Origin of the sequence: Streptomyces sp. NPDC001904, assembly GCF_040297005.1 — a bacterium.
Classification (GTDB): domain Bacteria; phylum Actinomycetota; class Actinomycetes; order Streptomycetales; family Streptomycetaceae; genus Streptomyces.
The window spans coordinates 149195-175853 of record NZ_JBEOYI010000018.1 but is presented as its reverse complement, the minus strand read 5'-3'; the positions used below and the strand labels follow the sequence as shown (position 1 = coordinate 175853).

Annotated in this window: 31 protein-coding genes; 13 read left to right on the top strand and 18 right to left on the bottom strand. The window is 73.1% G+C overall.

The genetic code is table 11. The features are described 5' to 3' along the window. Positions 1-27 precede the first annotated feature (27 nt). Positions 28-975 carry an SDR family oxidoreductase gene (locus tag ABT127_RS26430; protein WP_351454782.1) on the top strand — a complete coding sequence of 316 codons (948 nt, stop codon included), beginning with the start codon at positions 28-30 and terminating at the stop codon, positions 973-975. A gap of 3 nt (positions 976-978) precedes the next feature. On the opposite strand, the gene ABT127_RS26425 is transcribed toward ABT127_RS26430, so the two are convergent. Beyond that, positions 979-1224 (bottom strand): hypothetical protein, encoded by a 246-nt coding sequence (locus ABT127_RS26425; RefSeq protein ID WP_351454779.1) that lies wholly within the window; start codon positions 1222-1224, stop codon positions 979-981. 170 nt (positions 1225-1394) lie between these two features. Between ABT127_RS26425 and ABT127_RS26420 the strand changes: the two genes are divergently transcribed. Then, positions 1395-2696, top strand: coding sequence for a hypothetical protein (locus ABT127_RS26420; protein ID WP_351454776.1), 1302 nt, complete (start codon positions 1395-1397; stop codon positions 2694-2696). 31 nt (positions 2697-2727) lie between these two features. Here the strand turns inward: ABT127_RS26420 and ABT127_RS26415 are convergent, their stop codons facing one another. Next, positions 2728-3576 carry an endo alpha-1,4 polygalactosaminidase gene (locus ABT127_RS26415; RefSeq protein WP_351454774.1) on the bottom strand — a complete coding sequence of 283 codons (849 nt, stop codon included), beginning with the start codon at positions 3574-3576 and terminating at the stop codon, positions 2728-2730. A 337-nt stretch (positions 3577-3913) separates the two neighbouring features. On the opposite strand from ABT127_RS26415, the gene ABT127_RS26410 reads away from it, so the two are divergent. Then, positions 3914-4306 carry a nitroreductase/quinone reductase family protein gene (locus tag ABT127_RS26410; protein ID WP_351454772.1) on the top strand — a complete coding sequence of 131 codons (393 nt, stop codon included), beginning with the start codon at positions 3914-3916 and terminating at the stop codon, positions 4304-4306. A 74-nt stretch (positions 4307-4380) separates the two neighbouring features. Next, positions 4381-5064 (top strand): ribonuclease H family protein, encoded by a 684-nt coding sequence (locus tag ABT127_RS26405; protein ID WP_351454769.1) that lies wholly within the window; start codon positions 4381-4383, stop codon positions 5062-5064. Between the two features lie 43 nt (positions 5065-5107). Here ABT127_RS26405 and ABT127_RS26400 read toward each other — a convergent pair whose 3' ends face one another. Both ABT127_RS26400 and ABT127_RS26395 read right to left on the bottom strand, forming a co-directional pair. Continuing rightward, positions 5108-5974 (bottom strand): glycoside hydrolase family 16 protein, encoded by an 867-nt coding sequence (locus ABT127_RS26400; RefSeq protein ID WP_181512612.1) that lies wholly within the window; start codon positions 5972-5974, stop codon positions 5108-5110. Positions 5975-6211: 237 nt separating this feature from the next. After that, positions 6212-6469 carry a DUF7218 family protein gene (locus ABT127_RS26395; protein ID WP_351454766.1) on the bottom strand — a complete coding sequence of 86 codons (258 nt, stop codon included), beginning with the start codon at positions 6467-6469 and terminating at the stop codon, positions 6212-6214. Between the two features lie 134 nt (positions 6470-6603). Here ABT127_RS26395 and ABT127_RS26390 point away from each other — a divergent pair, with 134 nt between their 5' ends. Next, a complete protein-coding gene (locus tag ABT127_RS26390) occupies positions 6604-7566 on the top strand; it encodes a D-2-hydroxyacid dehydrogenase family protein (RefSeq protein WP_351454764.1) in 963 nt (320 codons plus the stop codon). A 252-nt stretch (positions 7567-7818) separates the two neighbouring features. Here ABT127_RS26390 and ABT127_RS26385 read toward each other — a convergent pair whose 3' ends face one another. Continuing rightward, complete coding sequence (locus tag ABT127_RS26385; protein ID WP_351454761.1) at positions 7819-9048, bottom strand: hypothetical protein; 1230 nt, start codon at positions 9046-9048, stop codon at positions 7819-7821. 126 nt (positions 9049-9174) lie between these two features. After that, positions 9175-10140, bottom strand: a complete 966-nt coding sequence (locus tag ABT127_RS26380) for a glycosyl hydrolase (RefSeq protein WP_351454759.1) — start codon at positions 10138-10140, stop codon at positions 9175-9177. Between ABT127_RS26380 and ABT127_RS26375 the strand changes: the two genes are divergently transcribed. Next, entirely contained in the window at positions 10091-10462 is a 372-nt protein-coding gene (locus tag ABT127_RS26375; protein WP_502971783.1) for an SAM-dependent methyltransferase, read from the top strand. The genes ABT127_RS26380 and ABT127_RS26375 overlap by 50 nt on opposite strands. A gap of 27 nt (positions 10463-10489) precedes the next feature. Here ABT127_RS26375 and ABT127_RS26370 read toward each other — a convergent pair whose 3' ends face one another. The 3 genes from ABT127_RS26370 to ABT127_RS26360 are packed head-to-tail and all read right to left on the bottom strand — an operon-like array spanning position 10490 to position 12951. Beyond that, complete coding sequence (locus tag ABT127_RS26370) at positions 10490-10972, bottom strand: carboxymuconolactone decarboxylase family protein (protein WP_351454756.1); 483 nt, start codon at positions 10970-10972, stop codon at positions 10490-10492. Further along, positions 10969-12054, bottom strand: a complete 1086-nt coding sequence (locus ABT127_RS26365; protein ID WP_351454753.1) for an NAD(P)H-dependent amine dehydrogenase family protein — start codon at positions 12052-12054, stop codon at positions 10969-10971. The genes ABT127_RS26370 and ABT127_RS26365 overlap by 4 nt, the downstream gene beginning before the upstream one ends. Before the next feature lie 42 nt (positions 12055-12096). Then, a complete protein-coding gene (locus tag ABT127_RS26360; RefSeq protein ID WP_351454750.1) occupies positions 12097-12951 on the bottom strand; it encodes a fructosamine kinase family protein in 855 nt (284 codons plus the stop codon). A 102-nt stretch (positions 12952-13053) separates the two neighbouring features. Here ABT127_RS26360 and ABT127_RS26355 point away from each other — a divergent pair, with 102 nt between their 5' ends. Beyond that, on the top strand, positions 13054-13773 hold the full coding sequence (locus ABT127_RS26355) for a type 1 glutamine amidotransferase (protein ID WP_351454747.1): 720 nt from the start codon (positions 13054-13056) through the stop codon (positions 13771-13773). Here the strand turns inward: ABT127_RS26355 and ABT127_RS26350 are convergent. After that, a complete protein-coding gene (locus ABT127_RS26350; protein WP_351454744.1) occupies positions 13739-15010 on the bottom strand; it encodes a benzoate/H(+) symporter BenE family transporter in 1272 nt (423 codons plus the stop codon). The genes ABT127_RS26355 and ABT127_RS26350 overlap by 35 nt on opposite strands. A gap of 121 nt (positions 15011-15131) precedes the next feature. Here ABT127_RS26350 and ABT127_RS26345 point away from each other — a divergent pair, with 121 nt between their 5' ends. After that, entirely contained in the window at positions 15132-15680 is a 549-nt protein-coding gene (locus ABT127_RS26345) for a helix-turn-helix domain-containing protein (RefSeq protein WP_351454742.1), read from the top strand. A gap of 14 nt (positions 15681-15694) precedes the next feature. Here ABT127_RS26345 and ABT127_RS26340 read toward each other — a convergent pair whose 3' ends face one another. The 5 genes from ABT127_RS26340 to ABT127_RS26320 form a co-directional block, all read right to left on the bottom strand. Further along, positions 15695-16477 carry a LolA-like protein gene (locus ABT127_RS26340; protein WP_351454741.1) on the bottom strand — a complete coding sequence of 261 codons (783 nt, stop codon included), beginning with the start codon at positions 16475-16477 and terminating at the stop codon, positions 15695-15697. 114 nt (positions 16478-16591) lie between these two features. Then, the gene (locus ABT127_RS26335; protein WP_351454739.1) at positions 16592-18136 is read right to left on the bottom strand and encodes a PstS family phosphate ABC transporter substrate-binding protein; all 1545 of its coding nucleotides are present in this window, start codon (positions 18134-18136) and stop codon (positions 16592-16594) included. A gap of 104 nt (positions 18137-18240) precedes the next feature. After that, complete coding sequence (locus ABT127_RS26330) at positions 18241-18708, bottom strand: hypothetical protein (RefSeq protein ID WP_351454736.1); 468 nt, start codon at positions 18706-18708, stop codon at positions 18241-18243. 2 nt (positions 18709-18710) lie between these two features. Beyond that, positions 18711-19031, bottom strand: coding sequence for a hypothetical protein (locus tag ABT127_RS26325; RefSeq protein ID WP_351454734.1), 321 nt, complete (start codon positions 19029-19031; stop codon positions 18711-18713). A 51-nt stretch (positions 19032-19082) separates the two neighbouring features. Further along, positions 19083-19754: a DJ-1/PfpI family protein gene (locus ABT127_RS26320; RefSeq protein WP_351454731.1), complete on the bottom strand. Its 672-nt coding sequence runs from the start codon at positions 19752-19754 to the stop codon at positions 19083-19085. 207 nt (positions 19755-19961) lie between these two features. Here ABT127_RS26320 and ABT127_RS26315 point away from each other — a divergent pair, with 207 nt between their 5' ends. Then, complete coding sequence (locus ABT127_RS26315; protein ID WP_351454728.1) at positions 19962-20900, top strand: GlxA family transcriptional regulator; 939 nt, start codon at positions 19962-19964, stop codon at positions 20898-20900. Here ABT127_RS26315 and ABT127_RS26310 read toward each other — a convergent pair. Beyond that, positions 20893-21531 (bottom strand): DUF6629 family protein, encoded by a 639-nt coding sequence (locus ABT127_RS26310; RefSeq protein WP_351454725.1) that lies wholly within the window; start codon positions 21529-21531, stop codon positions 20893-20895. The two genes, ABT127_RS26315 and ABT127_RS26310, sit on opposite strands and share 8 nt — an antisense overlap. Positions 21532-21621: 90 nt before the next feature. On the opposite strand from ABT127_RS26310, the gene ABT127_RS26305 reads away from it, so the two are divergent. Together ABT127_RS26305 and ABT127_RS26300 are read left to right on the top strand one after the other, a co-directional pair. Further along, on the top strand, positions 21622-22152 hold the full coding sequence (locus tag ABT127_RS26305) for a MarR family winged helix-turn-helix transcriptional regulator (RefSeq protein WP_351454723.1): 531 nt from the start codon (positions 21622-21624) through the stop codon (positions 22150-22152). Beyond that, positions 22149-24782, top strand: a complete 2634-nt coding sequence (locus ABT127_RS26300; protein ID WP_351454720.1) for an FUSC family protein — start codon at positions 22149-22151, stop codon at positions 24780-24782. Before ABT127_RS26305 ends, ABT127_RS26300 begins: the two co-directional genes overlap by 4 nt. A gap of 40 nt (positions 24783-24822) precedes the next feature. Here ABT127_RS26300 and ABT127_RS26295 read toward each other — a convergent pair whose 3' ends face one another. Next, entirely contained in the window at positions 24823-25215 is a 393-nt protein-coding gene (locus ABT127_RS26295) for a Ser-Thr-rich GPI-anchored membrane family protein (RefSeq protein WP_351454717.1), read from the bottom strand. 321 nt (positions 25216-25536) lie between these two features. Here ABT127_RS26295 and ABT127_RS26290 point away from each other — a divergent pair, with 321 nt between their 5' ends. Continuing rightward, positions 25537-26046, top strand: a complete 510-nt coding sequence (locus ABT127_RS26290) for a DUF5709 domain-containing protein (RefSeq protein WP_351454715.1) — start codon at positions 25537-25539, stop codon at positions 26044-26046. Here ABT127_RS26290 and ABT127_RS26285 read toward each other — a convergent pair whose 3' ends face one another. Beyond that, positions 26047-26217, bottom strand: coding sequence for a hypothetical protein (locus ABT127_RS26285; RefSeq protein ID WP_351454713.1), 171 nt, complete (start codon positions 26215-26217; stop codon positions 26047-26049). It lies immediately after the preceding gene. A gap of 98 nt (positions 26218-26315) precedes the next feature. Between ABT127_RS26285 and ABT127_RS26280 the strand changes: the two genes are divergently transcribed. Then, positions 26316-26651: a YkvA family protein gene (locus tag ABT127_RS26280; RefSeq protein WP_351454710.1), complete on the top strand. Its 336-nt coding sequence runs from the start codon at positions 26316-26318 to the stop codon at positions 26649-26651. Positions 26652-26659: the final 8 nt, after the last annotated feature.

The window sequence follows — 26659 nt, the reverse complement described above, 5'->3', positions numbered from 1 at the left end:
GGGCCGACTCCCACGAAAGAGCAGGTCATGACGGACACAGCACAGCCCGGCGGCACCTCGGACGACCGGCCGTTGCGCGGCAGGGTGGCCCTCGTCGCGGGCGCGACCCGCGGCGCCGGCCGCGGCATCGCCGTGGAACTCGGCGCGGCGGGCGCCACCGTCTACGTCACCGGGCGCACCACCCGCGAGCGGCGCTCCGAGTACGACCGGCCCGAGACGATCGAGGACACCGCCGACCTGGTGAGCGCGGCGGGCGGCCACGGCATCGCCGTCCCCACCGACCATCTGGAGCCGGACCAGGTGCGCGCCCTCGTCGAGCGCGTCGACGCCGAACAAGGGCGCCTCGACGTCCTCGTCAACGACATCTGGGGCGGCGAGCACCTCTTCGCCTGGAACGCGCCCATCTGGGAGCACGACCTCGACAAGGGGCTGCGACTGCACCGCCTCGCCGTCGAGACGCACGCCATCACCAGCCACTTCGCGCTGCCGCTGCTGCTGCGCGCCCCGGGCGGACTGGTCGTCGAGATGACCGACGGCACCGCCGACTACAACGCGGCGCACTACCGCAACTCCTTCTTCTACGACCTCGCCAAGAGCGCCGTGCTGCGCATGGCGTTCTCCCTCGGCCACGAACTGGGTCCGCGCGGCGCGACCGCCGTGGCCCTCACCCCCGGCTGGATGCGCTCCGAGATCATGCTCGACGCGTTCGAGGTCACCGAGGAGACCTGGCGCGACGCGCTCGCCGCCGAACCGCACTTCGCGATCTCGGAGACCCCGCGCTACACCGGGCGCGCCGTCGCCGCGCTCGCCGCCGACCCGGACGTCGCCCGGTTCAACGGAACCTCCCAGTCCAGCGGCGGCCTCGCCGGGACCTACGGCTTCACCGACCTCGACGGCAGCAGGCCGGACGCCTGGCGCTACCTGGTCGAGGTGCAGGACGCGGGCAGGCCCGCGGACGTCACCGGATACCGCTAGGCCCTACGGCTCGTACGGATCGTCGATGCGCGCGGGCCAGATCCCGCTCCCGCCGCCGCGCCACTCCACGACGTCCGGATCGTCGAGCGGCGCGTCCGCGAGACCGGCCCGGCGCAGGAACGCCACCACGTCCGCCACCGACCTGGCGAGACCGGCGTCCTCGCCCCGGATGTAGACCCTGCGCCCGCCGGGCTGTGCCGCGTGCACCACGACCGAGGGGTAACCGTCACGACCTGCGTCATCGATCATGGACCCAGCTTCCTCGCACCGGTGCCGGGCCGCACCTCGCGGGGAGGAGCGGGCAGGACGGTACATCGGGCGGCCCGACGGCCGAAACGGCCGAAAGTCGCCCTTATCCGGACCAGTTGGGTTTGCGTGAGCGGTCGGCCGAGCACCAGGATTCCGGTTACGGTGCTCTGGTGGTGATCAACGCGCAAGGCAACGACGAGGCACGAACCGCGGACCCGGGGACGGCGCTGCTGCTCGCGGCCGCCCCCGTCGGCAAGGGATGCCTCATCGACGCTGCGGCCGTGCTGCCGGCGCTCGCCGCGGTCCCGCCGAGCGCGCTCACCGGCACCGCGGCGGCCACCGTCGTCGAACTCGCCGACCCGCTCGACCCGCAGACCGTCCTCACCCGGATCCGGACCGCCGCCGCCCTGCCCGGACAGCTGCACGTGTACGTCACCGGACAGCTCCACCTCGACCACCGGCAGCACCTCCTGCATCTGGCCCTGGCCCGCACCACCCCGTCGACGCTGCGCTACACGGCGCTGCCCTGGCACTGGCTCACCGGCGAACTCGCCCTGCGCCGGCCGCACACCACCACCGTCGTCCTCGACCTGGTCGCCGACGCCGACGCCTGGCCGCACGTGCGCGGCGGCGGCGTCGGTCTCGGCCACGGCATCCGCGTCTTCGGCCGCGTCAGCCCGCCGCCGCCCCGCCGCACGGTCCTGACCGCCGATTACCTCAGAACGTACGCCGACATCTGGCGCACCGGCGCCCGCCCGCACCTCGCGCGGCTGCACGAGACCGCGGCGGGCCGCTCGGGTCCGGCGGAGGCGCTCTTCGTGGCGATGGACACCCCGGTGCGGGCGTTCCCGACGGCACGGACGGGTCCGGCGACCGCTCCGGTGCCGACGGCCCCGGCCGCCGTCGCGGTGCCGCACCCCGCGGCCCCGGTAGCGCCCGTCCCCGTGCCACAGCTGCCTCCGGCTCCGCCGCTCGTCCCGGCTCCGGCACCCGCACCCCGGACCCGGCTGACCGCGCCCCCGGCGGAGCCCGCCCCCGCCGAGGACCCCCACCCGGCCCTGCTCGCCGCCGCGCGAGCGGGCCGGCACGCCGAGGCCGCCGCCCTCGCGGCGCGCTGGGAGGACGAGGCGCTGCGGGTCCACGGCGCCGGGTCCGCGCAAGCCGTGCACTGGCTGGAGGTACGGGCGGATCTCGCGCGCCTCGCACAGGACCCCGGCCGCAGTTGCGCGCTGTGGTCCGAGGTGGCGCAGGGCCGGCTGGCGCGCGGGGAGGCGCCCACCGACGAGGACGTGGAGGCGGCCGTCGACCGCGCCCATCACCAGTGGGAGCAGCTCGGCGACCCGGACCGGGCCCGCGCGCTCGCCGTCGTCCTCACCGCGCTGCGCCGACAGGTCCCGGGCCGCCGCCCGGGCGCCCTGGACGCGATCCACCGGCGCCTGGAGGCCCTGGGTACTCCCTCCCCGCTCGGCTGAGCGCGGCGGGCCCCCGCGGAAGCGGAGGCGATCAGCACGCGCGCCGTACGTACCCCTTCGTCCCCGCCGGCCGGACGTCCACGTCCCGCAGGACCAGCGAAAGCCGCTTGCCGTAGGTGCGGCAGGCGCGGGCGAAGTCGGCGGCGCGGTACTCGACGGCGAAGACCCGGTCGTCGTACGCCTTGGCGTACGCACCGCACTCGTCGTAGCTCCCGCACTCCTCGGACACGGCGAAGTCGAAGCCGACGACGGACCGCTTCGGAAGGAGTTCGGCGCTGTTCTTCTGGCCGACCGCGAGTCCGGCCGCGTGCGCGCGGTCCGCGAGCAGCCGTGCGAAGGCGACCGCGTCCGAGGCGTCGAGCAGACCGTCCGAACGTGAGTAGGAGTCCAGGTTGTCCAGCTCGACGGCCTGGAACCCGTCGTCGGCGCACCCCTCGACCCAGTCGCCCACGGTCTTCGCCAGGCGCGCCCGCTTGGCATCCGTCGAGATGTCGAACAGGGCTTCGTCCCAGTCCTCGTCGATGACCACGTCGCCGTCGTCGTCCCGCAGCAACAGGTCGGGATCGTCGCGCTCCCACCGGCGCAGCGCGTCCGGCTGTGCCTGGAACGCGTTGACGTAGCAGACGTTGTAGAGGCCCTGCGCGGGATCGGCGCTCCGGTCCCGGGAGACGGCCCGCACACCGGACGGCGGCTTGTACGGGCCGCCGATCTGATAGTCGAAACCGACGTTCGGCGTCGGCCGGACCACCTTCGGGTTGTGCGTGCCGGACTCGGACGGCGAGGACGCCGACGAGCAGGCGGTCAGCAGCAGGGCGGCGGCGAGGGCGAACCCGACGGCCGACGGGCGGGCGGAACGACGCGAGGGCGGGACGAAGATCACCACAGAACCTTAAGGGCCACGGCGCGGTGACCCACCTCACGCCCGCCCCGGTGACGACCGGGAACAACAAGGCCCCCCTGCCCGTTGAACCCACCGTGGACGCGGATGGAACAGTGTCCCCGGGCCCTACCGATAGCCCGCAGGGAAGATCGTTCGGCTGAAGCCCTGCGGAGCCCCCCGCCGAGAGGCGACCGCCATCCGTGCCCACACAGAGCCGCCCCGGCCGTGATCCCCCGTCGCGGTCGGGGCTTCCTGCTGTCCGGGGCGAGAGTCGCCGGGCGCTCGTTCTTGATCGATCCATGTCCCATCCGGGCTTCTGCGACTACAGTTCGGGGGCATGGCGCGTGATCAGGACACTCGGCACCGGCTCGTCACCACGTTCCAGCGCAGGGTCGCCAACCCGCTGACCAGACGGCTCCCGGGACAGATGCTCATCGAGACGACCGGCCGGGTCTCGGGCCGGCCCCGCCGCACCCCCGTCGGCGGACGACGGATCGGCGACACCTTCTGGCTCGTCTCGGAGTTCGGGCTCGCCTCGCAGTACGTGCGGAACATCAAGGCCAGCCCCGACGTCCGGGTCAGGATCCGTGGCCGCTGGTACCACGGCGTCGCCCACCTCCTGCCCCAGGACGACGCCCGGGCCCGACTGCGCACACTGCCGTTCTTCAACAGCGCCGCGGTGCGCGCGCTCGGTGACGAACTCCTGACCATCCGCGTCGACTTGGCCTGACGGCGGGCCGACCCGGCCGGGCGTGGACACGTCAGCGTTCTTCGGAGGGGGCCCGGCCCTGGCATGATCGGGGCATGGCAGAACGTGTGATCGCCGCGTGTGACGGCGCGTCCAAAGGAAACCCCGGACCGGCCGCCTGGGCCTGGGTCGTCGCCGACGGCGAGGAGAAGGTCGTCCAGTGGGAGGCGGGTGCGCTGGGCACCGCGACGAACAACGTCGCGGAACTGACGGCCCTTGAGCGGTTGCTGACCACGGTCGCGGCCGATGTCGCGCTGGAGGTCCGGATGGACTCCCAGTACGCGATGAAGGCCGTCACGACCTGGCTGCCCGGCTGGAAGCGCAAGGGCTGGAAGACCGCGTCCGGCAAGCCGGTCGCCAACCAGGAGCTGGTCGCCCGGATCGACGCCCTCCTGGAGGGCCGCTCCGTCGAGTTCAAGTACGTCCCCGCCCACCAGGTCGACGGCGACCCGCTCAACGACTTCGCGGACCGCGCCGCCAGCCAGGCCGCCGTCGCGCAGCAGGACGCGGGCAGTGCGCTCGGTTCCCCTGAGCCGCCGCCCTCCTCGCCGTCGTCGGCCGCCCCGGCCCGTGCCAAGACGCCCCGCCGCAAGACCGGCGGCGCGAGCGGTTCGTCCTCGCGCACCCTCAAGGCCAAGTTCCCCGGCCGCTGCCGGTGCGGCCGCTCGTACGCCGCCGGTGAGGACATCGCCAAGAACCCCGACGGCTGGGGTCACCCGGAGTGCCGCGAGTCGGCGTGACGGCACGGGCGAGGGGCGCCGGCCCCTCGCCCGTACCGCGGCTTCAGCTCGACACGTGGACGTAGTCGACGACGAGCTGCTGCGGGAACTGGGTGCTGCCGTCCGGGTCGCCCGGCCAGTAGCCGCCCACCGCCAGGTTCAGGATCACGAAGAACGGCTTCTCGAAGACCCACTGGTTGCCGCCCACGTCGGCGGGCGTCCGGGTCTGGTAGACGGTGCCGTCCACCGACCACTTGATCTCGTTCGGCGACCAGTCCACCGCGAAGGTGTGGAAGTCGTCAGCGAACGCCTGGCCGTTCGGCAGCGAGTACGGCGCGCCGATCCCGCCCGAGCCCGAGTAGCCGGGGCCGTGGATCGTGCCGTGCACCGTGGACGGCTCGAAGCCGACGTTCTCCATGATGTCGATCTCACCCGAGTTCGGCCAGCCGACCGAGCCGATGTCGTCGCCGAGCATCCAGAACGCGGGCCAGATGCCCTGCCCGCGCGGTATCTTCATCCGCGCCTCGACGTGCCCGTGCGTCGTCGAGAACTTCCCCGACGTGTTCAGCCGCGCCGAGGTGTACTCGCACGTGCCGTACCAGCACTGGTAGTTGGACGGGTTCTCCTTGCGGGCCGTGATGACGAGATGGCCCTGACCGTCGAGCGCGGCGTTGCTGTTGCCCGCCGTGTAGTACTGCCGTTCGTGGTTGTTGACGTTGTCGCCCGTCTCGGTCTGCCACTTCGAGCCGTCGACCGCCGAACCCGCGGGCCCGTCGAAATCGTCGGAGAAGGTGACCGCGGCGGCCCGGGCGTCGTCGGTGCCCGCGGCGTTGGCGACGGGCACGAGTCCCGCGCCGAGGCACAGGAGCGCGGCCGCGCCGAGCGGGAGCCTGCGCCGCAGGAACGTACGTGAGCGGTGGGAACTGCGCATGGAACATCACGTCACTTCGGGTAGGGGGATCGTGTCTGTCTCGGACACGCCAGAAAGTGAAGACAAGGGAGTTGCGCGTGGTGCGGTGAGTTCAAGGGTTGATTTAAGGGGCGCCCGGAAGGGACGTCAAGGGATTCGTCCGTACCAACTTCCGTGCGGTGGTGCTCGGTTGAGAACGGCGCGAGGCCCCGGACGTCCATGACGTCCGGGGCCTCGCGGGGGAGCGGGCGGGCGAACCTAGTGGTCGCGCAGCGCCGCGACGAGTTCGTCCTTGGTCATCTTCGAGCGCCCCTCGATGCCGACCTTCCGCGCCTCCTGATAAAGATCGTCCTTCGTCCGATCTTCGTAGGAGCCCGCCTTCCCGCCCTTGCGGCCGGTCGCGGAGCGTGACGAGCGGGCCGCGTCGTTCGCGATCCGGGCCGCCTTCTCCTTGCTCGCGCCGTCCCGCCGCAGCGCCTGGTACATCTTCTCGTCCTTGATCTGCGCTCGGGGCACAGTGCCCACCTCCAGAGGGGGATCGCGTCATGAGCCGACCCCTCCTGACTACCCCGGGTGCGCCACCGCCGCCATGCGAGGCCCGTACTAGGGTGCTTGGTGATCACGTCAGCCCACCGAACAGGGGAGCCCGAGTGGCCACGCTGCGTTGCGCCGTACTCGACGACTACCAGGGCGTCGCCCGCGACCTGGCCGACTGGGACCGCCTCGCCGGCCGGGTCGACATCCGCTTCCTCGACCGGCACCTCACGGATCACGACGCGCTCGCCGCCGAACTCGCCGACTGCGCGATCGTCGTCGTGATGCGCGAACGCACCCCCTTCCCCGCGGACCTGTTCGACCGGCTGCCCGCGCTGCGGCTGCTGATCACCTCCGGTCTGCGCAACGCCTCCATCGACCTCGCCGCCGCGGCCGCCCACGGCGTCACCGTCTGCGGCACGCCCAGCGGCTCCGAGCCCCCGGCCGAGCTGACCTGGGCACTGCTGCTCGGCCTCGCCCGCGGGGTGGTCACGGAGAACGACAGCCTGCGCGAGGGCGGCCCCTGGCAGTCCACGCTCGGCGCCGACCTGCACGGCAGCCGGCTCGGACTGCTCGGCCTCGGCAAGATCGGCACCCGCGTCGCCCGGGTCGGCGCCGCCTTCGGGATGGAGGTCACCGCCTGGAGCCAGAACCTGACCGAGGAGCGCGCCGCCGCGGCCGGTGCCACCCTGGCCGCGTCCAGGGAAGAACTCCTGGAGACCAGCGACTTCGTCTCCGTCCACCTCGTCCTCGGTGACCGCACCCGCGGCCTGATCGGCGCCGACGAACTGCGGCGGATGCGCAGCACCGCCTATCTCGTCAACACCTCGCGGGCGGCCATCGTCGACCAGGACGCCCTCGTCCGGGCGCTGCGCGAGGGCTGGATCGCCGGCGCGGGCAGCGACGTCTTCGAGACCGAACCGCTGCCGCGCGACCACCCGCTGCGCACCGCCCCGAACTTCCTCGGCCTGCCGCACCTCGGCTACGTCACCCGGCGGAACTACGAGGGCTACTTCCGCGGCGCAGTCGAGGACATCGAGGCCTACCTGTCCGGGAAGCCCGTGCGGACGCTCGGCTGAACGCCCCTCGGCGGAAGGGGCGCCGGGCCGCCTCCCGCGACGGTCCGGCGCCCGTGGCCGTTCGCTCCGCACGGGGGCATGCCGCGGCGGGCACGGCTGCCGCGGCATGCCCCGACGAGCGACGGTGGGGGGAGGCTTGACCGGAATCGTCGGGAACTCCGGGGCGCGCGTCAATCGATCGCGCGACTTTCGGTCGACGGCGCAGGCCGGCTCCGCGCCGTCGAAACCCGTCACCCGTGCGGAGGATGGCGCTCAGGCGCACCCGGTGCGGAATCCGGTGGCGGTGAGACCCGCGCAGAACGCCGTCCGCGCGTCCGTGTTCCGTGACAGGCGGCCGTCGGCGAACCAGGTGGAGTCGGGCGGGAAGTCGAACGAGCCGTCGTCCTTTCCGTCCCAGCCGTAGCGGAAGTCGAGATTGATGTAGGTGACCGTGTCGATGACGTCCGACAGGTCGTAGGTGCCCGCCGTGTTCGGGATGGGGCCGCGGTAGTCGAGGAGCCCGAAGAGCCGCTTCGTCCACAGGGCGCCGCGGACCGGCTCGGCGCCGCTGGTGTCGCCGCCGTCGGCGGTGAAGTTCATCATCCCGGACTCGGAGACGATCATCTTCTTCCCGTGGTCCTGGGCGAACTTCATCATCTTCAGGACGTTCGCGTCGTAGTCCCAGTTCTTCCACACGACGCTCGGATTGCCCGAGGAGTCGGTGGCGAGGTAGGCGTTGCGGCACTGCAGCGCGGACGTGTCGTAGTTGTCCGGCGGCGTGCCGTTGTAGAGGTAGCCGCCCAGGTCGTGCAGGGGCATGCACAGCTCGTGGGCGAAGATCGACACACCGATCCGGTCCACCGCCGCGTCTCCGGGATAGAGCTTCTCGAACTCACCGCGTACCGGGTGGAAGACGAAGCGGACGTTGTTCTGGTGGACGCGTCCCTCGATCAGCGAGCGGATGCGGGCGAAAGCGTTCTTGTACGAGGCGCAGGTGTCGTCCGTGCAGTGGTAGAAGGAGCTCACCTCGTAGTCGAGGCGGAGCAGGAACGTGGCCGCGGGATGGGCGTCGATGAAGCCGACGAGGGTGTCGAAGCGGTCGGCGTAGCGGCCGTCGGCGAGTTCCTGGGTGACGGCGCGCGAGCGGGCGGCCTTGGCGTTCTCGTCGCCGCCCGTGAAGCCGGGCGGGTTGTCCTTCCAGCTGATGCCGACCTGCACGGTCTTTCCCTGGTCGGCGAGGAAGGACGCGTAGTCGGCGTGGCCCGCGCCGACCCAGGTCCCGGAGGCGAGTTCGTAGTAGACGGAGCCGCCGTCCGGCGCCTGCCCGAAGGAGGTGTAGTCGTCCCAGGCGGCGCGGGTGGACTGCCCGATGAGCAGGGAACGCGTCGTGGGCGGCGCCGCGGAGGCGCCGGCCGTCGAGGGGATCAGCCACGCGAGGGTGAGGAGCACGGTGAGGAGCAGGAGGGGTGGTCGGCCTGCGCGGGCCGTGGTGCGGGTGTGCATGGGGCGCTCCTGACTGCCGGGCCGCTGCTGTGGGGCCGTTGTCCCGGCGGAGGGAAGGGGAGAGGGGGTGGGCGGCGGGACGGTGGGGGGAGCGGCCGTCCCGCCGCCGGGGAGAGGGGTCCGGGGTCAGCCGTTGGCCCAGCCCGAGCCCCGCAGTTGGGCGAGGAAGCGGTCGCGGATCGTGGGGTTCGCCTGGATGCGGGAGTCGCCCCAGTAGCCGTTGGCGCAGCCGGGACCGCCGGCCTGGGCGCCGTCGGCGCAGCTCCACTGGGCCTGGCCGTCCCAGTCGGTGTTGATGTAGGCGGCGGCCCGCACCACGTCCCGGTTGTCGGCGATCCAGTCGAACCAGGGCTGGTACCACTCGTTCCAGATGGTGTCCGCGTCCGTGGCGGCCGGGCCCTTGCGCATGATGCAGCTCTTGGTGCCCGCGCCGTTGTCGTACCCCTGCGGCGCGGACTCGGCGACCATCACCGGCTTGCCGTGTCCGCGGGCGAAGTCGAGCACGCGGTCATGGAGATCGGCCGGCGCGGTGTCGGTCGCGCTGCACCCCCACTGGGTGGCCACGGACCCGGCGGAGTAGAACGAGGACAGGCCCACCCAGTCGACGTACTGGTCACCGGGGTACCAGGCGTCGAAGTGGTGCGGGTCGGTGACGACGTAGTTCCACTCGGGGTGGTCGGTGCTGGTGTTGAGCGGCCACGCCGCGGTCTGCCAGACCGTGGCGACCTTCGTGGCGCCGAGGGCGTCGATGCGGCCCTTGATGTAGGCGAAGGCCTGCTTGTAGAAGTCGGCGTTGTAGCAGTTCCAGGGGCCGTCGAACTCGTAGCCGATCCGCAGGAACACCTGACGGTCGTAGCTCTTGAGCCTGGTCACCATCTCGTCGACCTTGTCGCGGTAGCGCGTGATGAGGTTCGGGCTGCCCGAGGTGACGTCGCTGTCGTTCGTGCCGAGGATGGCGCGCAGCGGCTGGTTGTTGCAGCCGGTGGTGGCGTCGGAGAGATAGAGGCCGACGGCGACGGCCGCGCCCGGGTACTGGGCGAGGGTGCTGGAGAAGTCGACCTTCCCCGCGCCCCAGTCGGCCGGTCCGTTCATCCCGGCGAGCGGCTCCGGGGTCCCGCCGAGCACCAGGTTCGTCGTCGCCCGGCTCGTCGCCGCGCTCCCGCCGGGCAGCTACCTCACCCTCACCAACGCCTCGCCGGACTGGCGGCCCGACCTCGCCGCGCAGGTCGTCGACGAGTACGAGCGCGCGGGCATCCGGCTCGCCTTCCGCACCCGGGCCGAGGTCGCCCGCTTCTTCGACGGTCTCGACCTCCTGGAACCGGGCCTGGTCGCGGTCACCGACTGGTACCGCGGCGACACCGCGCCCGCTCCCGAGGAGAGCGGGATCTACGGCGCGGTGGCGCGCATCCCCTGAGCGGTTCAGGACCCGGTCAGGACCCGGTCAGGACTTGGGCAGGACGCACACCGCGTCGAGCCCGAGGACGTGGTTGAGGCGGCCGAACGCCAGCCAGGAGCCGATGGCCATGCTCAGCTCCACGATCTGGGTCTGGCTGTAGTGCGCGGTCATCCGCTGCCAGAACGCGTCGTCCAGGCCGTGGTGGTCGAGCGCGTACCGCTCCGCGTACTCGGCGGCGAGCCGGGTCCGCTCGTCGAAGGCGTCCGTGGTGCGCCACTCGGCGACCGCGTCGATGAAGGACTCCTCGACCTTCTCCTCGCCGTCGCGCTCGGTGCGCCAGTCCAGGCAGAACAGGCATCCGTTGATCTGCGCGATCCGCAGCCGCGCCGCCTCGAACTCCCGCAGTCCCAGCGTCGAATGGTCGTAGACGGACATGGAGAACTGCGCCGCTGCCACGCCGATGCCGGGCACCATCTCGCCCCACACGTACGCGATCGGGTCCTTGTCGTCAGGTACGTCGATCATCATGACTGCGGCTTCCTTCCGAGGCGGCCGGTGGCGGGGAGCAGGGGCACGTCGAGCGCGTCGTACAGGCCGGGCTCGGCGGCCACCAGCCACTCGACGGCGCCGACGAGCCGGCCGACGGCGGTCGCGTTGCCCCCGGCGGAGTGATTGCCGCCCTCATCGGTTGCCTGCACGGTGACCTCGATGCGCGGGCGGCCCTCGATCACGACCCGGTGCGCTCCCGCCCCGCCGCCGGGCGGCGTCGGCCAGTCGGGCGCGCAGGACGGGTGGATCCGGGTGACGTGCTCGACGACGAGCCGTATCTCGCCGTCGACGACGCCCTGCACCTCGAAGCGGACCGCGCCCTGGGTGCCCGCCGCGAAGTCGCCCATCGTCGCCGTCGTCACGTCGCTCTCCAGCGCCCGGCGCTCCAACGACTCGCGTATCTCGTCGACCTGGACCCCGAGCGCGCGGGCGAGCAGCCGGATCTGGCCGCCCCACACCATCGTCGGGATCGACTCGGCGAGCATCAGGGGTTCGTAGTCCATGGGGTGCCCCATGCCGATCAGGTCGCGGACCGCGTCCGGCTGGTCGTACGTCGAGTAGTCGAAGATCTCCTGGCAGCGGACCGTGTCGATGTGCGTGCCGAGGCCGCTGACCAGGAGCGGCAGCACGTCATTGGCCCAGCCGGGGTCGACGCCGGACACGAACAGGGAGCCGCCGCCCTCGGCGATCGCCGCACGCACCGGGTCCGTGAAGTCGGGCGGCGCGCTCGCCGGATCGTAGAGCGGGTAGAGGGCGGGCGTGACGACGACGGCACCGGCGCGGACCGCCCGGCAGATGTCGTCCAGCGCCTCGTCGGGACGCAGATCGCCGGAGGCCGCGTACACGACGGCACCGGGGCGGGCCGCGAGCACCGCCTCGACGTCGGTCGTGGCCGCCACCCCGAGGGCGCGGTCGAGTCCGGCGAGGTCGCCCGCGTCGCGGCCGGCCTTCGCGGGATCGTGCACGAGTACACCTGACAGGGCGAGCGCGGGGTGAGCGGAGACGGCCCTGATCGCCGCGCGGCCCACGTTGCCGGTGCCCCAGACCACCGTGGATGTCATGCGCCGGAGCGTAACCTGATGGAGTGTCAGTTCATAGACTCATCACGTGAGTTGGCTACGAGCGGCGGCCACGGCCTGGGCGGCGTAGGCCCGGCCGAAGAGCACCGTGTGCACCAGGAGCGGGAAGAGCTGGTGCAGTCGGATGCGCTCGCGCCAGCCGTCGGCGAGCGGCGCCGCGTCCTGGTAACCGGCCAGGATCCGGTCGAGGTGCGGCGCGCCGAAGAGGTCCAGCATCGCGAGGTCGCTCTCGCGGTGCCCGCCGTGCGCCGCCGGGTCGATGAGCCAGGCGGCGCCGTCGCCGTCCCACAGCACGTTGCCATTCCACAGGTCGCCGTGGAGCCGTGCGGGCGGCTCGGCGGGACCCGCGAGGCCGGGCAGCAGCGCGCAGACCCGCTCGACGGTCCGGGCCTCGTCGGCGCGCAGCGTTCCGCCGTCCACGGCCTGCCGCACATAGGGCAGCACCCGCTGCTCGGCGAACCACTCCGGCCAGGTGTCGCCCGGCGCGTTGCGCATCGGCGCGAGCCCGATGTACGCCTCGGCGGGGCCGTCCGGTGGCGGGGCGCCGAACGCCGGGGCGCCCGCGGCGTGCAGCGCGGCCAGATCACGGCCGAACCGCTCGGCGCCCGCGGCGCTCGCCCGCCCCTCGGCCACCCGGTCGGTGACCAGCCAGGTGCCGTCGTGCCCGTGCACCGCGGGCACCCGCACCGCGTCCGCGGCGGCCAGCCAGCGCAGTCCGGCCGCCTCCGCCCGCGCGGCCCCCGGATCGTCGCAGTGCTTGACCACGACCACCCGCCCGTCAGTGAGCGTGACCTCCGTGAGCCCGCGGGAGAGACGGTGCTCGCCGACGGCGGTCGAGCCGGTGAAGTGTTCCGCGGCGGCGGAGGGGGTGGCGGGCACAAGGGCAGCGTAGAGGGGCGGCCCCGCCGTTGACGCGCGCCGCCACGCCTTGATCTGCTGCCTTCCGAGGGGCAGATCGTCGTGAGGGCGGAGGAGTTGCGGATGGTGCCGGGTGAGCGTGCGAGCGGTGACGTCCTCGTGGTGCAGCACACCCCGAGCGGCGGCCCGCGCCGGGTCGGCCGCTGGCTGGCGGAGGCCGGATGCGGGGTCCAGGTGGTGCGGGCGTACGCGGGAGAGGCGCTGCCCGCGACGCTCGGCGGACGCCCGCTGCTCGTGCTCGGCGGCGGCTACCTCCCCGACGACGACGCGCGCGCCCCCTGGCTCCCGGCGGCCCGGCGCCTGGTCGCCCAGGCGCTCGACGACGGCAGCCCGTTGCTCGGGATCTGCCTGGGAGGACAGATGCTCGCCCAGGTGGCGGGCGGCACGGTCGAGGCCGAGCACGGCACACCGGAGTACGGCAGCACGCCGGTGCGGCTGCGCCCGGAGGCCGCCGCCGATCCGCTGCTGCACGGGCTCGGCCCGGTGGTGCCCGCGATCGAGCGGCACGTCGACGCGATCACCGCACTGCCGCCGGGGGCCACCCTGCTGGCGTCCAGCGAGACCTGCGCGTACCAGGCGTTCCGAGTGGGGGAGCGGGCGTGGGGCGTGCAGTTCCACCCCGAGGCCGAAGCCGAGCGGATCGCCGCGTGGGACCGCGATCAGCTCGCCGCGCGGGGCGTCGACCGCGACCGGCTCCACGCCCGCGCGCTGGCCGACGAGCCCGCGGCGGTCGCGGCGTGGTCGGTCTTCACCGCGCGATTCGCCGCGGTGTGCCGGGGCTGACTTCGGCCTGGGCGGGCACGGGGGCGGCAGGCGTCCTGCCGCGCCGGGCCGAGGTGATCAGACTGGTCAGCGCTCCGGCGAGCAGCCCCCAGAACGTCGAACCGATCCCCAGGAGCGTGACGCCGGACGCGGTTGCGAGGAAGGTCACCGCCGCCGCCTCGCGCGCCGAGGGATCGGAGAGCGCCGCGGCCAGGGCCGCCTCGATCGTCGCCAGCAGGCCGACTCCCGCGACCGCCATGACGAGCGCGTGCGGCATCGCGGCCAGCAGGGAGACCACGGTCGCGCCGAGCAGCCCGACGCACAGATAGAAGACGCCCGACCAGACCGCCGCGAGATAGCGCTGGGCCCGGTCGGGGTGCGCCTGTTCGCCGGTGCAGATCGCGGCCGTGATGGCGGCCAGGTTCAGCCCGAACGCGCCGAACGGCGCGAGGACGGCCGTGACGGCGCCGATCCACGTCATCATCGGCGACACCGGCACCTGGTAGCCGGAGTTGCGCAGCACCGCGACGCCGGGCAGGTTCTGCGAGGCCATCGTCACGACGAACAGCGGGACGCCGACGCTGATCAGCACCTTCCAGTCGAACGACGGCGCGGTGAACACCGGCTGGGCCAGTGAGAGGCGGATCCGGTCCAGGTGCCAGCCGCCCGCGAGGACCGACGCCGCGACGCCGCCGCCGAGCGCGACGAGCACCGCGTACCGGGGCAGCAGCCTGCGGGCCAGCAGGTACAGGACGAACACGGGGAACGCGATGGCGAAGCTGCCGTCCATCGAGGCGAAGAGCCCGGTGCCGAAGTGCAGCAGCACCCCGGCGAGCAGCGCCGACGCCAGGGGCACGGGAATGCGGTCCATGGCCTTGGCGAACCACCCCGTCACGCCGCTCACGACCATCAGGACCGCGCTGAAGACGAACGCCCCCACGGCCTGCGCCATGGACACCCCCGCCAGACCGGTCGCGAGGAGCGCCGCCCCGGGTGTCGACCAGGCGGTCACCACCGGCGCCCGGAACCGCAGCGAGAGCCCGATGGACGACACGGCCACGCCGATGCCGATCGCCAGCATCCACGAGGACGTCTCCCGCGCGTCCGCCCCGGCGGCCCGCGCGGCGGTGAACACGAGGGCGGCCGAACTCGTGACGCCGACCAGGACGGCGACGAGGCCCGCGGCCACGGCCGAGGGCGGCGCGGCCGCGCGTATGCGGGCGAACGGTGAGAGGGAGGGCGGCGGGGACGCGGACATGCGGGCATCACTTCCGGGGACGTACGGCGGGCGAGTGTTCCATAAACAGAACGTTCCGTTTATGGAACACTAGAGAAGCGGGCGACGGCCCGTCAACCAGCTATGGACGGGAGCCGGGGCGTTGGGCCTGAACGACGAAGTGGGGCGCCGGCTGAAGGAGCTGCGCCAGGACGCCGGTCTGTCGCTGTCCGAGCTCGCCCGTCGCTCGGGCGTCGGCAAGGGCACCCTCTCGGAGCTGGAGAGCGGCCGCCGCAACCCCACCCTGGAGACCCTGTACGCGCTGACCACCGTGCTCGGCCGCCCGCTCAGCGCGGTCCTGGACGACCCGCGGGCCGGGGTGGGCGAGCGTGCCGCCGGCGTCTCCGGCAGTGCCGTCACCGCGGTGCTCATCGAGCGGTACGAGGACGAGGAGGCCGCCACCGACGTCTTCCGCGTCACCATCGCCGACGGGGCCACCCAGGAGTCGGCCGCGCACGTCCCGCGCACCACCGAGAGCCTGATGGTGCTCTCCGGTACCGCTGTCGTCGGCCTGCCGCACACCCCGCAGACGGCGGGCCCGGGCGGTCATGCGCACTGGCCCGCCGACGTGCCCCACGTCTACGGCGCACCCCGTGGAGAGGTGCACGGCGTCCTCTTCGTCCGGTACCCCAAGGCGCCTTCGGACTCCTAGGCGCTTCAGGACTCCTAGGCCTGCGGCGGCGTCTCGTCCGGGTTCACGTCGTGCAGCTGGGAGACGTCGACGGACTCGCCCGGGGACGGGGTCGCCGAGGGGACCGGCTTGGCGTAGTCGGTCAGGGTCATCGTCAGGTTCTCGTCCGCGCCCTTCTCCGTCGCCTTCACCAGGCGGTGCGGCGCGTCCGTGGTGATGTACATCGTGAGCGTGTCGCCCTTGTCGCTGCCGGTCAGCGGCACGACAGCGGTGCCGTCGACCTCCGTCGCGTCGCCCTTGGACAGCTTCTGCTGAGCGGCGTGGGCCGAGCCGTCGTCCAGCTGCGCGCGGAACGCGTCGAGGTCGCACGTGTCGGCGAAGCTCTTGAGCATCTCGTCGTCGGTCGTGCCGTGCACGTACTTGCCGTCGAACAGCTGCGCCGCCAACGTGCCCGCGCCGCCGCCGACCTGCGTCTTCCAGAAGGTGCCGTCCGGCTTCATCCAGACCTCGTCGCCCCGCTTGACGAGGTCGACCGAGCCGCCGTTCGCGCCGCCCACGCCCATCCGCAGCGAACCGGTGCAGTTGCCGTCCTCGTCGAGGCGCAGATCGAACCGGGCCGGGGTGCGGACGTCCCGCTCGGCGTCCGACCGGTTCGTCACGGTGATGTGCAGGGACGTCGCGTCGAGGAGTTCCTGCTTCGCCTCGTCGGCCAGCTGTCGCGCGGAGAGATCCGCGGCTCCGCCGTCGTCGGCGAGTGCCGGCGCCGCGGCGAACACGCTCGCGCACACGCACACGGCCGCCACTGTCGTTCGGGTCATGAGGTCACCTCGCCGTCCAGGGCGCCCGCATCGGGACCTGCGCTTCCGAGTGCCCGGAATACCCGTAAATTGTACGTTCGTTCCCTCGGAGGTGTCCTGGTGGGAGCGGCGCCGTCAGTCGCCCTTGCCGCACACCCGCAGTCCCACCGGGGTCCCGCACGGCAGGTGGCCGTGGGCGGCGACCACGCCCTTGCCGGTGCCGTTGTCGACCGCGTACGACAGGAAACTGGAGGCCAGCGAGTCGGCGGGCGGACGCCCGTAGGTGTAGGCGTACTCGATCTCGCGGTACGGGTAGCCGCCCTTGTCGAGCCGGTCCGGGTCGGGGGTCCGGCCGTCCAGCGTCACCGTGTGCAGTCCGTGCGGCGCGTCCGGTGGCGACCCGGCGCGCAGCTCGCTGTAACCGAGGGCGCCGGGGGTGCGGGCGACGGCCTGGAGGACCTGCTCGGTGGAGTCGAGTTCGCAGCGCAGGACCGACGACGTGCCGCGCACGGTGCGGTTCACGCAGTCGTCCGACGTGGCCGGCGGCTCGTCCGTGCCGCCGAGGACCCGGTTGGTCAGCGCGGAGCGGGTGCCGGACCCGGAGCTGCGGCTGACGAGCACGACCGGCAGACGCGGGCCGCCGAGCTGCGACCAGTCGCGGATCTCGCCGCGGTAGAGGCGGCGCACGTCGCTGACGGAGAGGTTCTTCAGGCGGACGTCGTCGTGCACGACGAGGGTGAACAGCGAGACCGCGATGCGGCTCTCGCCGAGCCCCGTGTAGCTCGCCGGGCGCGGCCCGTCCGAGAACGCGACGACACTCGCTCCCTGCTGCGGCTCGCCGCCGGACAGGGCGAGTTCGCGCACCCCGGTGCGGCTGCCGTACGCGGCGACGGTGATCGTCGGCCTGTCCTGGCAGTGGTCCCGGTACTGCTTCGCGAGCTCGTTCAGGACCGGCTCGAACGCGGTCGAGCCGGTGAGCCGCAGGGAGCCGGTCTCGCAGTCGGCGGGCAGCGCGGGGGGCAGCAGCAGCGGGAAGGTGACCGAGGCGATCAGGCAGAGGCCGAGCACGACCGTGGTCCAGCGGGCCCGCTTGCTGAACACCGGCGGCTTCTCGTCCGGAGTGAGGCTGTGGTTCTCGTGCAGGCTGCCGTCGCGCACGTCCCCGGTGACCGTGACCGGGTCGCCCTCCTCGCCGCCCGTGAGCAGCACGAGGATCTTGTAGAACGCGCCCGGCCGCAGCGGCACCCGGGGGATCAGCAGGGTGCTCGACCCCACCACGCGCAGTCCCGGTTCGTCCTCGAAGTAGCCCATCAGGTTGGTGTGCCCCGGCGGCAGCGTGACGTCCTGCGCCTCGATGCGCCGCCCGGTGAACTCGGCCGTCAGCCCGTACTCCCGCGGGGAGTGGATGTAGTCGGACTCCTCGATGTGCCGGGTGCCGTCGTTCTCGATGCGCAGCAGCACGAGCGTCGCGTCGCGCATCGAGGGCAGGTCGTTGAAGAGGCCGAGCCGTGGATCCGACGCGTGCGGCGGGCCGTTGTGCCCTATGGCGATGTCCATCTGCTTGCGGAAGCCGATGCGTCTGCTGCGCCGCGCGCGCAGGTCGGCGATGAACGGCGTGGCCATGGAGAGCACGCCGAGCGCCAGGCCCGCGATCGTGAAGGTGATGTCGAGCCGTCCCATGCGTTGACGGTACGGACTCTCCCGGCCGCCCAGGAGAGTCCGGCGCCGCCCTTCGCCCAGTGTTCGACGGCTGTTCAACTACGCTGCCAGACAAGGGTGTTGGGTCAGCCTCCGGTGGTCGAACCCGGCCGGACGATCATCAGGACCGTGACCGAGGCCCACAGCAGGTTGAAGATTCCGGTGACCATGGCGAGCCGCCCGGCGGACAGCCGCGGCCCTCCGGCGCCGGGCTCCTCGACGGCGGCGAGGGCCGCCTCCTGGCCGGGCAGGATCCCCACGATGAGCACCACGGCGGCAGCGGCCGTGAGCACGATCGACACGATCAGCCACGGGCTGCCGAGGACGCCGAGACTGCTCGCCGTGGCGAACCCGAACAGCGGCACGGCGAGCCCGACACCCGCGTACACCCGGCAGATGCGGTGCAGGACGCGCAGGGTCGCCGCCGTGTCGCCCCCGCCCGGCGAACCGGGCGCCGCACGCAGCGTCGCGGGGAACATGCTGGCGGCCACGGCGACCGGTCCGACGGCCAGGACGGCGGCCAGCACGTGCAGGATGAGCAGGAGCTTCGTCATGATCAGGCACCGTCCGCCGGGGCGGCCGCCCGGCGGCTGCCGGTGACCTTCGAGGCGGGCAGCCGCCCGGCCCTGGACGTCCCGGCGAGGGTGTCGCCCTCGACGGTCACGGCGAACGCGAGGTTCAGCCGCAGCGGCCTGGTGACGGCCTGCCGCCAGGAGAGCCGGTCGCCGTCGAGCGCGACGTCCGTGAGGGCGACCTCCTCGCCCGCCCCGTGTGCCACGCCCGTCAACTCACCGTCCTTGTCGTGGAGTTCGAGAACGGCCTGAAGGGTGCCGATCGGAGTGGAGACGGTCAGGTCCCAGGTGCCTGCGACGTTCATGTGGATGTTCCTCAAATGATGGTTGATCGGTTCTTGCGGGGGAGCGGGCGGTCAGAGGACGGCCGGGAGCGGCCCGTGCGGGTGCCACACCGTGCCGCGCCGTTCGTACCCGAACAGCTCCTCGACCGCGTGGGCGATCCGCGGCCCCACCTCGCGCTCCAGCAGATACAGGCCGAGGTCCAGACCCGACGTGACGGCGGCTGCCGAGACGAGATCCCCGTCGTCGACGACCCGGGCGCGCACGGCGATCGCGCCGGTGGCGTCCAGCAGGTCGTGGCCCAGGTGATGGGTGGTGACGTGGCGTCCTTCGAGAAGGCCCGCCATGGCCGGGACGAGCGCGCCGCCGCACACCGTCGCGAGGACGGTGCCGGGGCGGTCCAGGGCGGCCTTCAGCAGCGCGGGCAGCTCCGTGGAGAGCGTGCGGCCGAGCAGTACCGGGATCGACGGCTCGGCCGCGTCCGGGTCGGGTTCCCCGTCCGGGTCGCCGACGCGGCCGGCGGCGCCGGGCACCAGGACGACACCGGATCGCGCGGGATCGAGGGCGGCGGTGGCCCGCAGCGCGAGACCGCCGGTACCGCCGACCACCTCCCGGGGGCCCTCGGCCGACACGAGCTCGACGCTCACCGCCCCGTCCGAGGCGGCACCTCCTGCGTGCAGGACCTCATAGGGGCCGATGACGTCGAGCGGGTCGAAGCCGTCGAACAGGACGATCTGTACGTGCATGGGGCGAGTCCTTCATGGTCCTTCGTCGGGGACGGCCCCGGTCCGCGCCGGCGCCGTCCCCGACGCTAGACAGCGGATGATCTCCCTCCCAGTGGCATTCATGACACCTTTCGACGGGATAGCGACAGCGTGGTGAGAGGGGCTGCTGCCACACCATCGCTGACAGACGCCTCTGGCGACTTTTCGTTGGTGGGGTAAATTCTGGCCATGCACACCATCGCGCTGCTCGCCCTGGACCAGGTGATCCCCTTCGACCTGTCCACCCCCATCGAGGTGTTCGCGCGGACCCGGCTTCCCGACGGCCGTCCCGGCTATCAGGTGTGGGTCTGTGCCGAGACGCCCGAGGTCGACGCCGGCGCCTTCCGGATCCGGGCGCCGTGGGGGCTCGACGGGCTGCGCGGCGCGGACACGGTCGTCGTGCCCGGGACGGCCGAGCCCCTGGCGCCGCTCCCGCCCGCCGTGCGCGACGCGCTGCGCGCGGCCGCGGCGGACGGTACGCGGATCGCCTCGATCTGCTCCGGCACGTTCCCGCTCGCGGCGACCGGACTGCTCGACGGGCTGCGCGCCACCACCCACTGGATCGCCGCCGACGCGCTCGCCGCCGCGTACCCGCGGATCGACGTCGACCCGGACGTCCTCTACGTCGACAACGGGCAGATCCTCACCTCGGCGGGCGCCGCCGCCGGACTCGACCTCTGTCTGCACATGATCCGGCGCGACTACGGCTCGGCGGTCGCGGCCGACGCCGCCCGGCTGTCCGTCATGCCGCTGGAGCGCGAGGGCGGACAGGCCCAGTTCATCGTCCACGCCCAGCCGCCCGCCCCGCGGGGCTCCACGTTCGAGCCGCTGCTCACCTGGCTCCAGGACAATCTGAGCCGCGATCTCGCCCTGGCCGACATCGCCGACCGCGCCGGGGTCAGCACCCGCACCCTGATGCGCCGCTTCCGCGAACAGACCGGCACCACACCGCTGCAGTGGCTGCACCGCGCGCGCATCCGCCGCGCCCAGCACCTGCTGGAGACCACCGGACACCCGGTCGAGCGGATCGCCGCACAGGTCGGCTTCGGCTCCCCGACGGCCTTCCGCGACCGCTTCAAGCGCACCACAGGCGTCAGTCCGCAGGCGTACCGGCGCAGCTTCAGCTGACGGCGGCCCGGCCCGCACGGGCGGCGCCGCGCAGCCACCCGTACAGGACCAGCGAGCAGACGGCGGCGCAGGCGCACCACGTCGAGATGAACTCCCAGCGCCACAGCGCCGCGCACAGGGCCGCGCCGACCCCCGCCAGCACACCGAGCAGGACGAGACCGGCCTCGCCGGACAGCAGCAGCGAGCCGATCGTTGCGAGCAGATATCCGGCGAGCAGCCACGGAGCGTGCGGCAGCCCGATCGCGTAACCCATCGTGTGCCCGCGCACCTCGGCCGTGACCGTACTCGTCGCCAGCACCTGGGCGAGGACCGCCGACGTGACGACGCCGGACGCAAGCGGCAGCGCCAGTCGACGGCGCGCGTGGGGCGGCGCGGCGCACAGGACGCCCAGCGGCACCCACAGGGGGAGCAGTGGCAACGCGATCACCGCCCACGCCACGGTGGCCGGTCCGCTGCCGCCGGCGTCGTTCCAGATCAGCGCCTCGACGATCTGGTGCGCCCCGAGCAGCAGCGGGAGGGCCGCCAGCGGCAGGGCGCGGGGGCGGGTGCGGGCGGCGCGGGCCACGCAGGCGATCCCCACCGCGCCGATCGCGCTGCCCGCCACCAGATCCGCCGTCGCACTCCAGCACATGCCGGTCACGCTACGTCGCCCCGGCCCCGCGCGACATCGGGGCGGCCCCCCTGCGCGAGTGGATGTATTAGACATGTATATTCTTTCTATATGCATCTATCTGAGGGGTCGCGCGGCGGTCCGGTCGTCGACCCGGTCGACGTCGGGACGCAGCGCATCGAAAGTGCTGCCCGAGGGCTCCTGCGCGGGATCGCGGCACTGTCCCAAATGCTGTTCAGGGCGGGCGAGTTCGGACTCACCCGCAGTCAGGTCGCGGTGCTCGACGCGCTGGAGCAGGGGCCGAGCCGGGTGACCGCGCTCGCCGCCCGCACCGGGATGGCCCAGCCCCGGGTCACCGTCATCCTGCAGCAGCTCCAGGAGGCCGGGCTCGTCGAGCGGCGCCGCTGCGAGGACGACCGGCGGGCCGTGGAGACCTCGCTCAGCGCCGCCGGGCGCGGCCTGCTCGAGCGGGGCCGGCAGCGGATGGCCGCCGCCCTGCTCACCGCTCTCGACGGAGGCGCCGGGAGCACCGATGAGTCCGAGCGCGCGGTCGCCGCCGCACGCAGCGCCATCACCCCGCTGGTGGATGCCCTGATCGCCCAGAACACTTCCGCGAAGACCGTTGAATCGGAGGCCAGTTGACCACCCCGGGCACCCTGCCTGACCTGTCCGTCACCACCGAGAGCACCGCCGACGCGGGTCTCGCCCCGCACCGGGTCGCCGGACCCCGCAGATGGTGGGACTGGGTGCTCGCCGCCGACCCCGGACTCGGCCAGCTGCAGTCGGGCTGGCGGTCACTGGTCGCCATGGTCACCTCCCTCGCCGTCGGCTACTGGATGGCCCAGGCGCTGAACATCCCCGCCATGATCGGCATGATGGTCGCCGGGATGATGGGCCTGATGAGCGCCTTCGCGGTCGCCGAGAACACCTGGGACCGGCTCGCCCGCGCCATCCTGTGGATGCCGTTCCCCTACAGCGCGGTTCTCTGGGTGTGCGCGAGCCTGGACGGGCGGCGCCTGACGCAGATGACCCTCATGGTCGCCGCGCTCGCCCTCACCTTCCTCCTCGCCAGGTTCGGGCCGTTCGCCCTGATCACCGGCATGATGCTGTTCAACGGCCTGATGGTCGGCATGCTCGCCGGGATCCCCGCCTCCCTCGTCGGCAAGGCCTTCGCCGTCGCCCTGGTGGCCGCGGCCGCCGTGCTCGCGACCCGGCTGCTGCTCTGCTTCCCGATGCCCCGCGAGGACCTGCTGCGCACCCAGCGCGCCTTCGTCGTCGAGGCCCGCCGGGTCGCCGACGCCGCCGTCGACGCGCTCGACCCGGACGCCGACCAGCAGCGGGCCGTGCGTCGGATGACACGCGCCCTGCGCCGCCTCAACGTCACCACCGTCACCATCGACGGCCGGCTCGCCCAGCCCGAGGTCGCCGCCGACCCGGCCGCGGCCGAACTCCTGCACCGCCACCTCTTCGACGCCGAGCTGGCCCTGCGCGGCATCGGCCAGGCCGCCGCCGATCTGACCCGGCTGCCCGTGCCGGGACCGCTGCGCGAAGCCCTCGCCGTCGGCCTCGTCCTGGCGCGCGACACCCCGCTGGGCCGCGCCGAGGGGCTGCGTCCGGCCGCCGCCCACATCCAGGAGCGGGCCGAGGCGATCCTCCGCGACGCCACGGCGTCCCCCGACGACGTCGAGGCCGCCGTCCTCGCCCGGCGCACCGGCGACCTCCTGAACACTCTCGCGGACGCCCTCGGCAACTGGCTCGCCCTCGGCCGGCGCACCTGCGCCAACCCGGCCGACGTCCCCTTCCAGCCCACGGTCGCCCTGGAGAACAACCGCCTCCCGGGCTCCGCGGGGCCGGCCCGCCGGGTCCTCGCCGCGGGCTCCGAGACCGGCTGGCGCCGCGTCGTCCCCTACATCCGCGTCCCCGCGCACGCCGCGATCGCCGCCGCCATCGTCTGCCCCATCGCCGACGCCATCGACCCGCACCGCTTCTACTGGGGCCTGGTCGGCGTGATGATCACGCTGTTCGGCACCAACACCACCCACGAACGGCTGCGCAAGTTCGCCCACCGCATGGTCGGCACCGCAATCGGCGCCGTCCTCGGCATCGTCCTGCTCCACCTCATCGGCCGCGACCACGTCTACGCCACGCTCGCCGTCATCGTCGCCGGGCTGTCCCTCGGCGCCTGGGGCATCCAGCGCGCCTACGCCTGCTGGGTCGTCGGCCTCGTCGTCGCCCTCACCCAGCTCTACGGCATGACCACCCCCGACAGCGGCATGGAGCACCTGCTGGGGGAGCGGATCCTGGACAACGGCATCGGCATCCTCGTCGCCACCGCCTGCGCCGCGCTGATCTTCCCGCTCTCGCGCCGCACCGTCGTCAAGGAGGCCGAGCGCGGCTGGGTCGACGCGCTCGCCCAGGTGATCCAGCAGGTCGAGCAGCGCTGGGACGGGCCCGAGGCGCCGGTCCGGCTGCGCGGCGCCGCCCGCACCGTGGACGCCGCCCTGCTCCAGGTGCAGGGCATCGTCCAGCCACTGGTGCGGATGCCGCTCGGGGTGCGCGGCCCGTCCGCCGACCACCGGGTGGCACTGCTGGCCACGGCGACCGGACACGCCCGCTCGCTCGCCGCGGCCGCCGACATCGACGTCGACCTGCCCCCGCGCCTGGCCGAACGGGCCCGCCTCGTGACCCAGACGCTCACCGCGTCCCTGAAGGAACTCGACCGGTTCTACGCGACCGGCGAACCGGAAGGCGCCTGGCGACGGGTCGGCCCGCTGGTCCGTGAACTGGAGACCGAGCTGGCCCCCGCCGCGCCCGGCCCCCGCGCCGGCCGGCTGCGGACCGCGCTGCGGGAGATCGCCGCGCTGGACGAGACACTCGCCGCCTACGCCGAGCAGGCCGGCCTCCCGGTGGCCGCGCCGGGCCGCACGGCGCCCGCCGCCACCACACCGATGCAGCGCACCACCCGCGCGCTGATGGCCGCCTGGGGCGAACCGCAGGCCCGTACCCGCGAGACCGGCACCACCCGGCTCACCGGCACCGTGCGCTGCGACCTCCACCCCGAGGGCTGCCCCGCCTGGATCACCGTGATCAGCGCCCGCGGCAAGCGCCTCGCCAAGGCGCAGGTGCACCACGGCGCCTACACGGTGGAGACGGTCCCGGCCGGCACCCACACCCTGGTCGTCTCCGGCGAGCGGCACGCGCCCCGCGCCGAACTGGTCACGGTCGCCCCGGACGCCGGGACCGTACGGCACGACATCACGACGACCCCCTGACGGACGGGGGCGGCGTGTCCGCCGTGCTGGCGGAATCCGGTCAGCGCGCGGCGCGGAGCTGCGGGGCGACGGCGAACGAGCCGCTGTAGGCACGGGCGCCGCCCGCGCGGGCGGCCAGCTCGATCGCGTAGCCGTCGCCGTTCACGACGGTCGGCAGCACCGTGGCGGACTCGCCCTCCGCCGCCCCGCTCAGCTTGGCCGCGAGCCGTATCACCCGGCCGTCCCCGCCGTGCACGAGCCACATGTCCAGCTCCTGTCCCGTGGTGTTGCGCCAGGTCACGAAGACGCTGGCGCCCGCCCGGTGCACCGAGCCCGTGGCGGGTGCGGTGACGGTGAGCGCGCCGTCCCCGGCCGCCGTGCCCGAAGGAGCGACGACCAGCACGGGGAGCGCGGCCAGGGAGAGGGACAGGGAGAGGAATCCGGTGCGGCGCATGCGACGACCTCGTTCCGCGGGAGACGACGGACGGATCTCCCGCGCCGTGCGGCACGGGAGGCGGACACGACAAGGTTTCCACCCCGGCAAGATCACTTAAGGGATCGCGGCGCAGCCCCACCCCATGGGGTACCTCCCTGTCCCCGAACCGGCGGGTTCGGCAGGACAGCTCCGCCGCGCACGCGCATCCTCGCGCCCGCGCGCCCGGGGGAGCCGCATCACACCCGTCGCGCCTGCACGGCCGACGGGCGTGATCGGGCGCAGACTGGATAGGCGACAGGGACGGAAGACAACGGGGATCCCGGAAGGAGGAGACACCGGATGACCGAGCCGAGTGACATGACGGCCATGGGTGACGAGGTGTACCAGCCGGGTGATCCGGACGCCCGGGAGGACGAGGGCATCCTCGAGGTGGAGGACACCCTCTACGACCGCGGGGTCGACCCGTACGACGAGGGCTGGTCGCCGCCGGAGCGGCCGCTGGGTGTCGAGCACAGCGGGACCACGGCGGCGGAGCGACTGCACGGCGAGACCCTCGACGAGCGGCTGGCCGAGGAGCGCCCGGACCCCGTCGTCGAGGAGTACGAGGCCCTCGAGTCGGGCGAGGGAGCCGATGACGGCATCGGTGACCTGACCGGCGGCGCCGGAGAGCCGTTCGACAACGAGGTGGGGACGCTGCGCGCGGGACGGCTCGTCGCCCCTGACGAAGGCGCCCACGAGGACGCCGAGAAGGACATGGTCGCCACGGACGTGGGATTCGGCGGCGGCGCCGCGTCGGCCGAGGAGGCCGCCATGCACCTGGTGGAGGAGGGCGAGGGGACGGCCTACTGATCACTGGCCGGTGTAGGCCGCGGCCAGCATCAGCGCGACCGACAGCAGAGCGGTGCACAGGGCGGTGAGGGGTGGTGTGAGCGCGAAACGGTCCGTCGCGAGCCGGCGGGCCGTGAGACCTATGCAGACCACACTGACCGCCCCCAGGATCATCGCCACGTAGATGAGCACGAACCGTCCTCCTTGTGCGGGCCGGGATCCGGGCTCAATGATCGCGTGACGTACGGCGCGGCGCACCCGGACCGCGCGCGGGGGCACGGAGGGGATTCATGGACGGAAACACCTGGCTCGTACTGGCGGCGATCGTGGTCCTCGCCATGGTGGTGGCCGCGGCGGTGCTGCTCGTGCGGGTGTTCAAGGCCCGGCGGCTGCTCGTCGACGCGGGGATCCCGCTGCGCGACAAGGCCCTGTTCTGGACCGCGGTGATCTACACGATCTCACCGGTCGACCTGCTGCCCGACCCCATCTACCTGGACGACATCGGGGTCCTGATGGTCGCGCTCAAGGTCCTCCACTCCGCGGCGCAGCGCGCCGGTCTGGAGCGCGCGGGCCACGAGCGGGCGGACCACCAAGGTGTGGGCCGCGAAGAAGTGGGCCGCGACTGAAGGAGGGC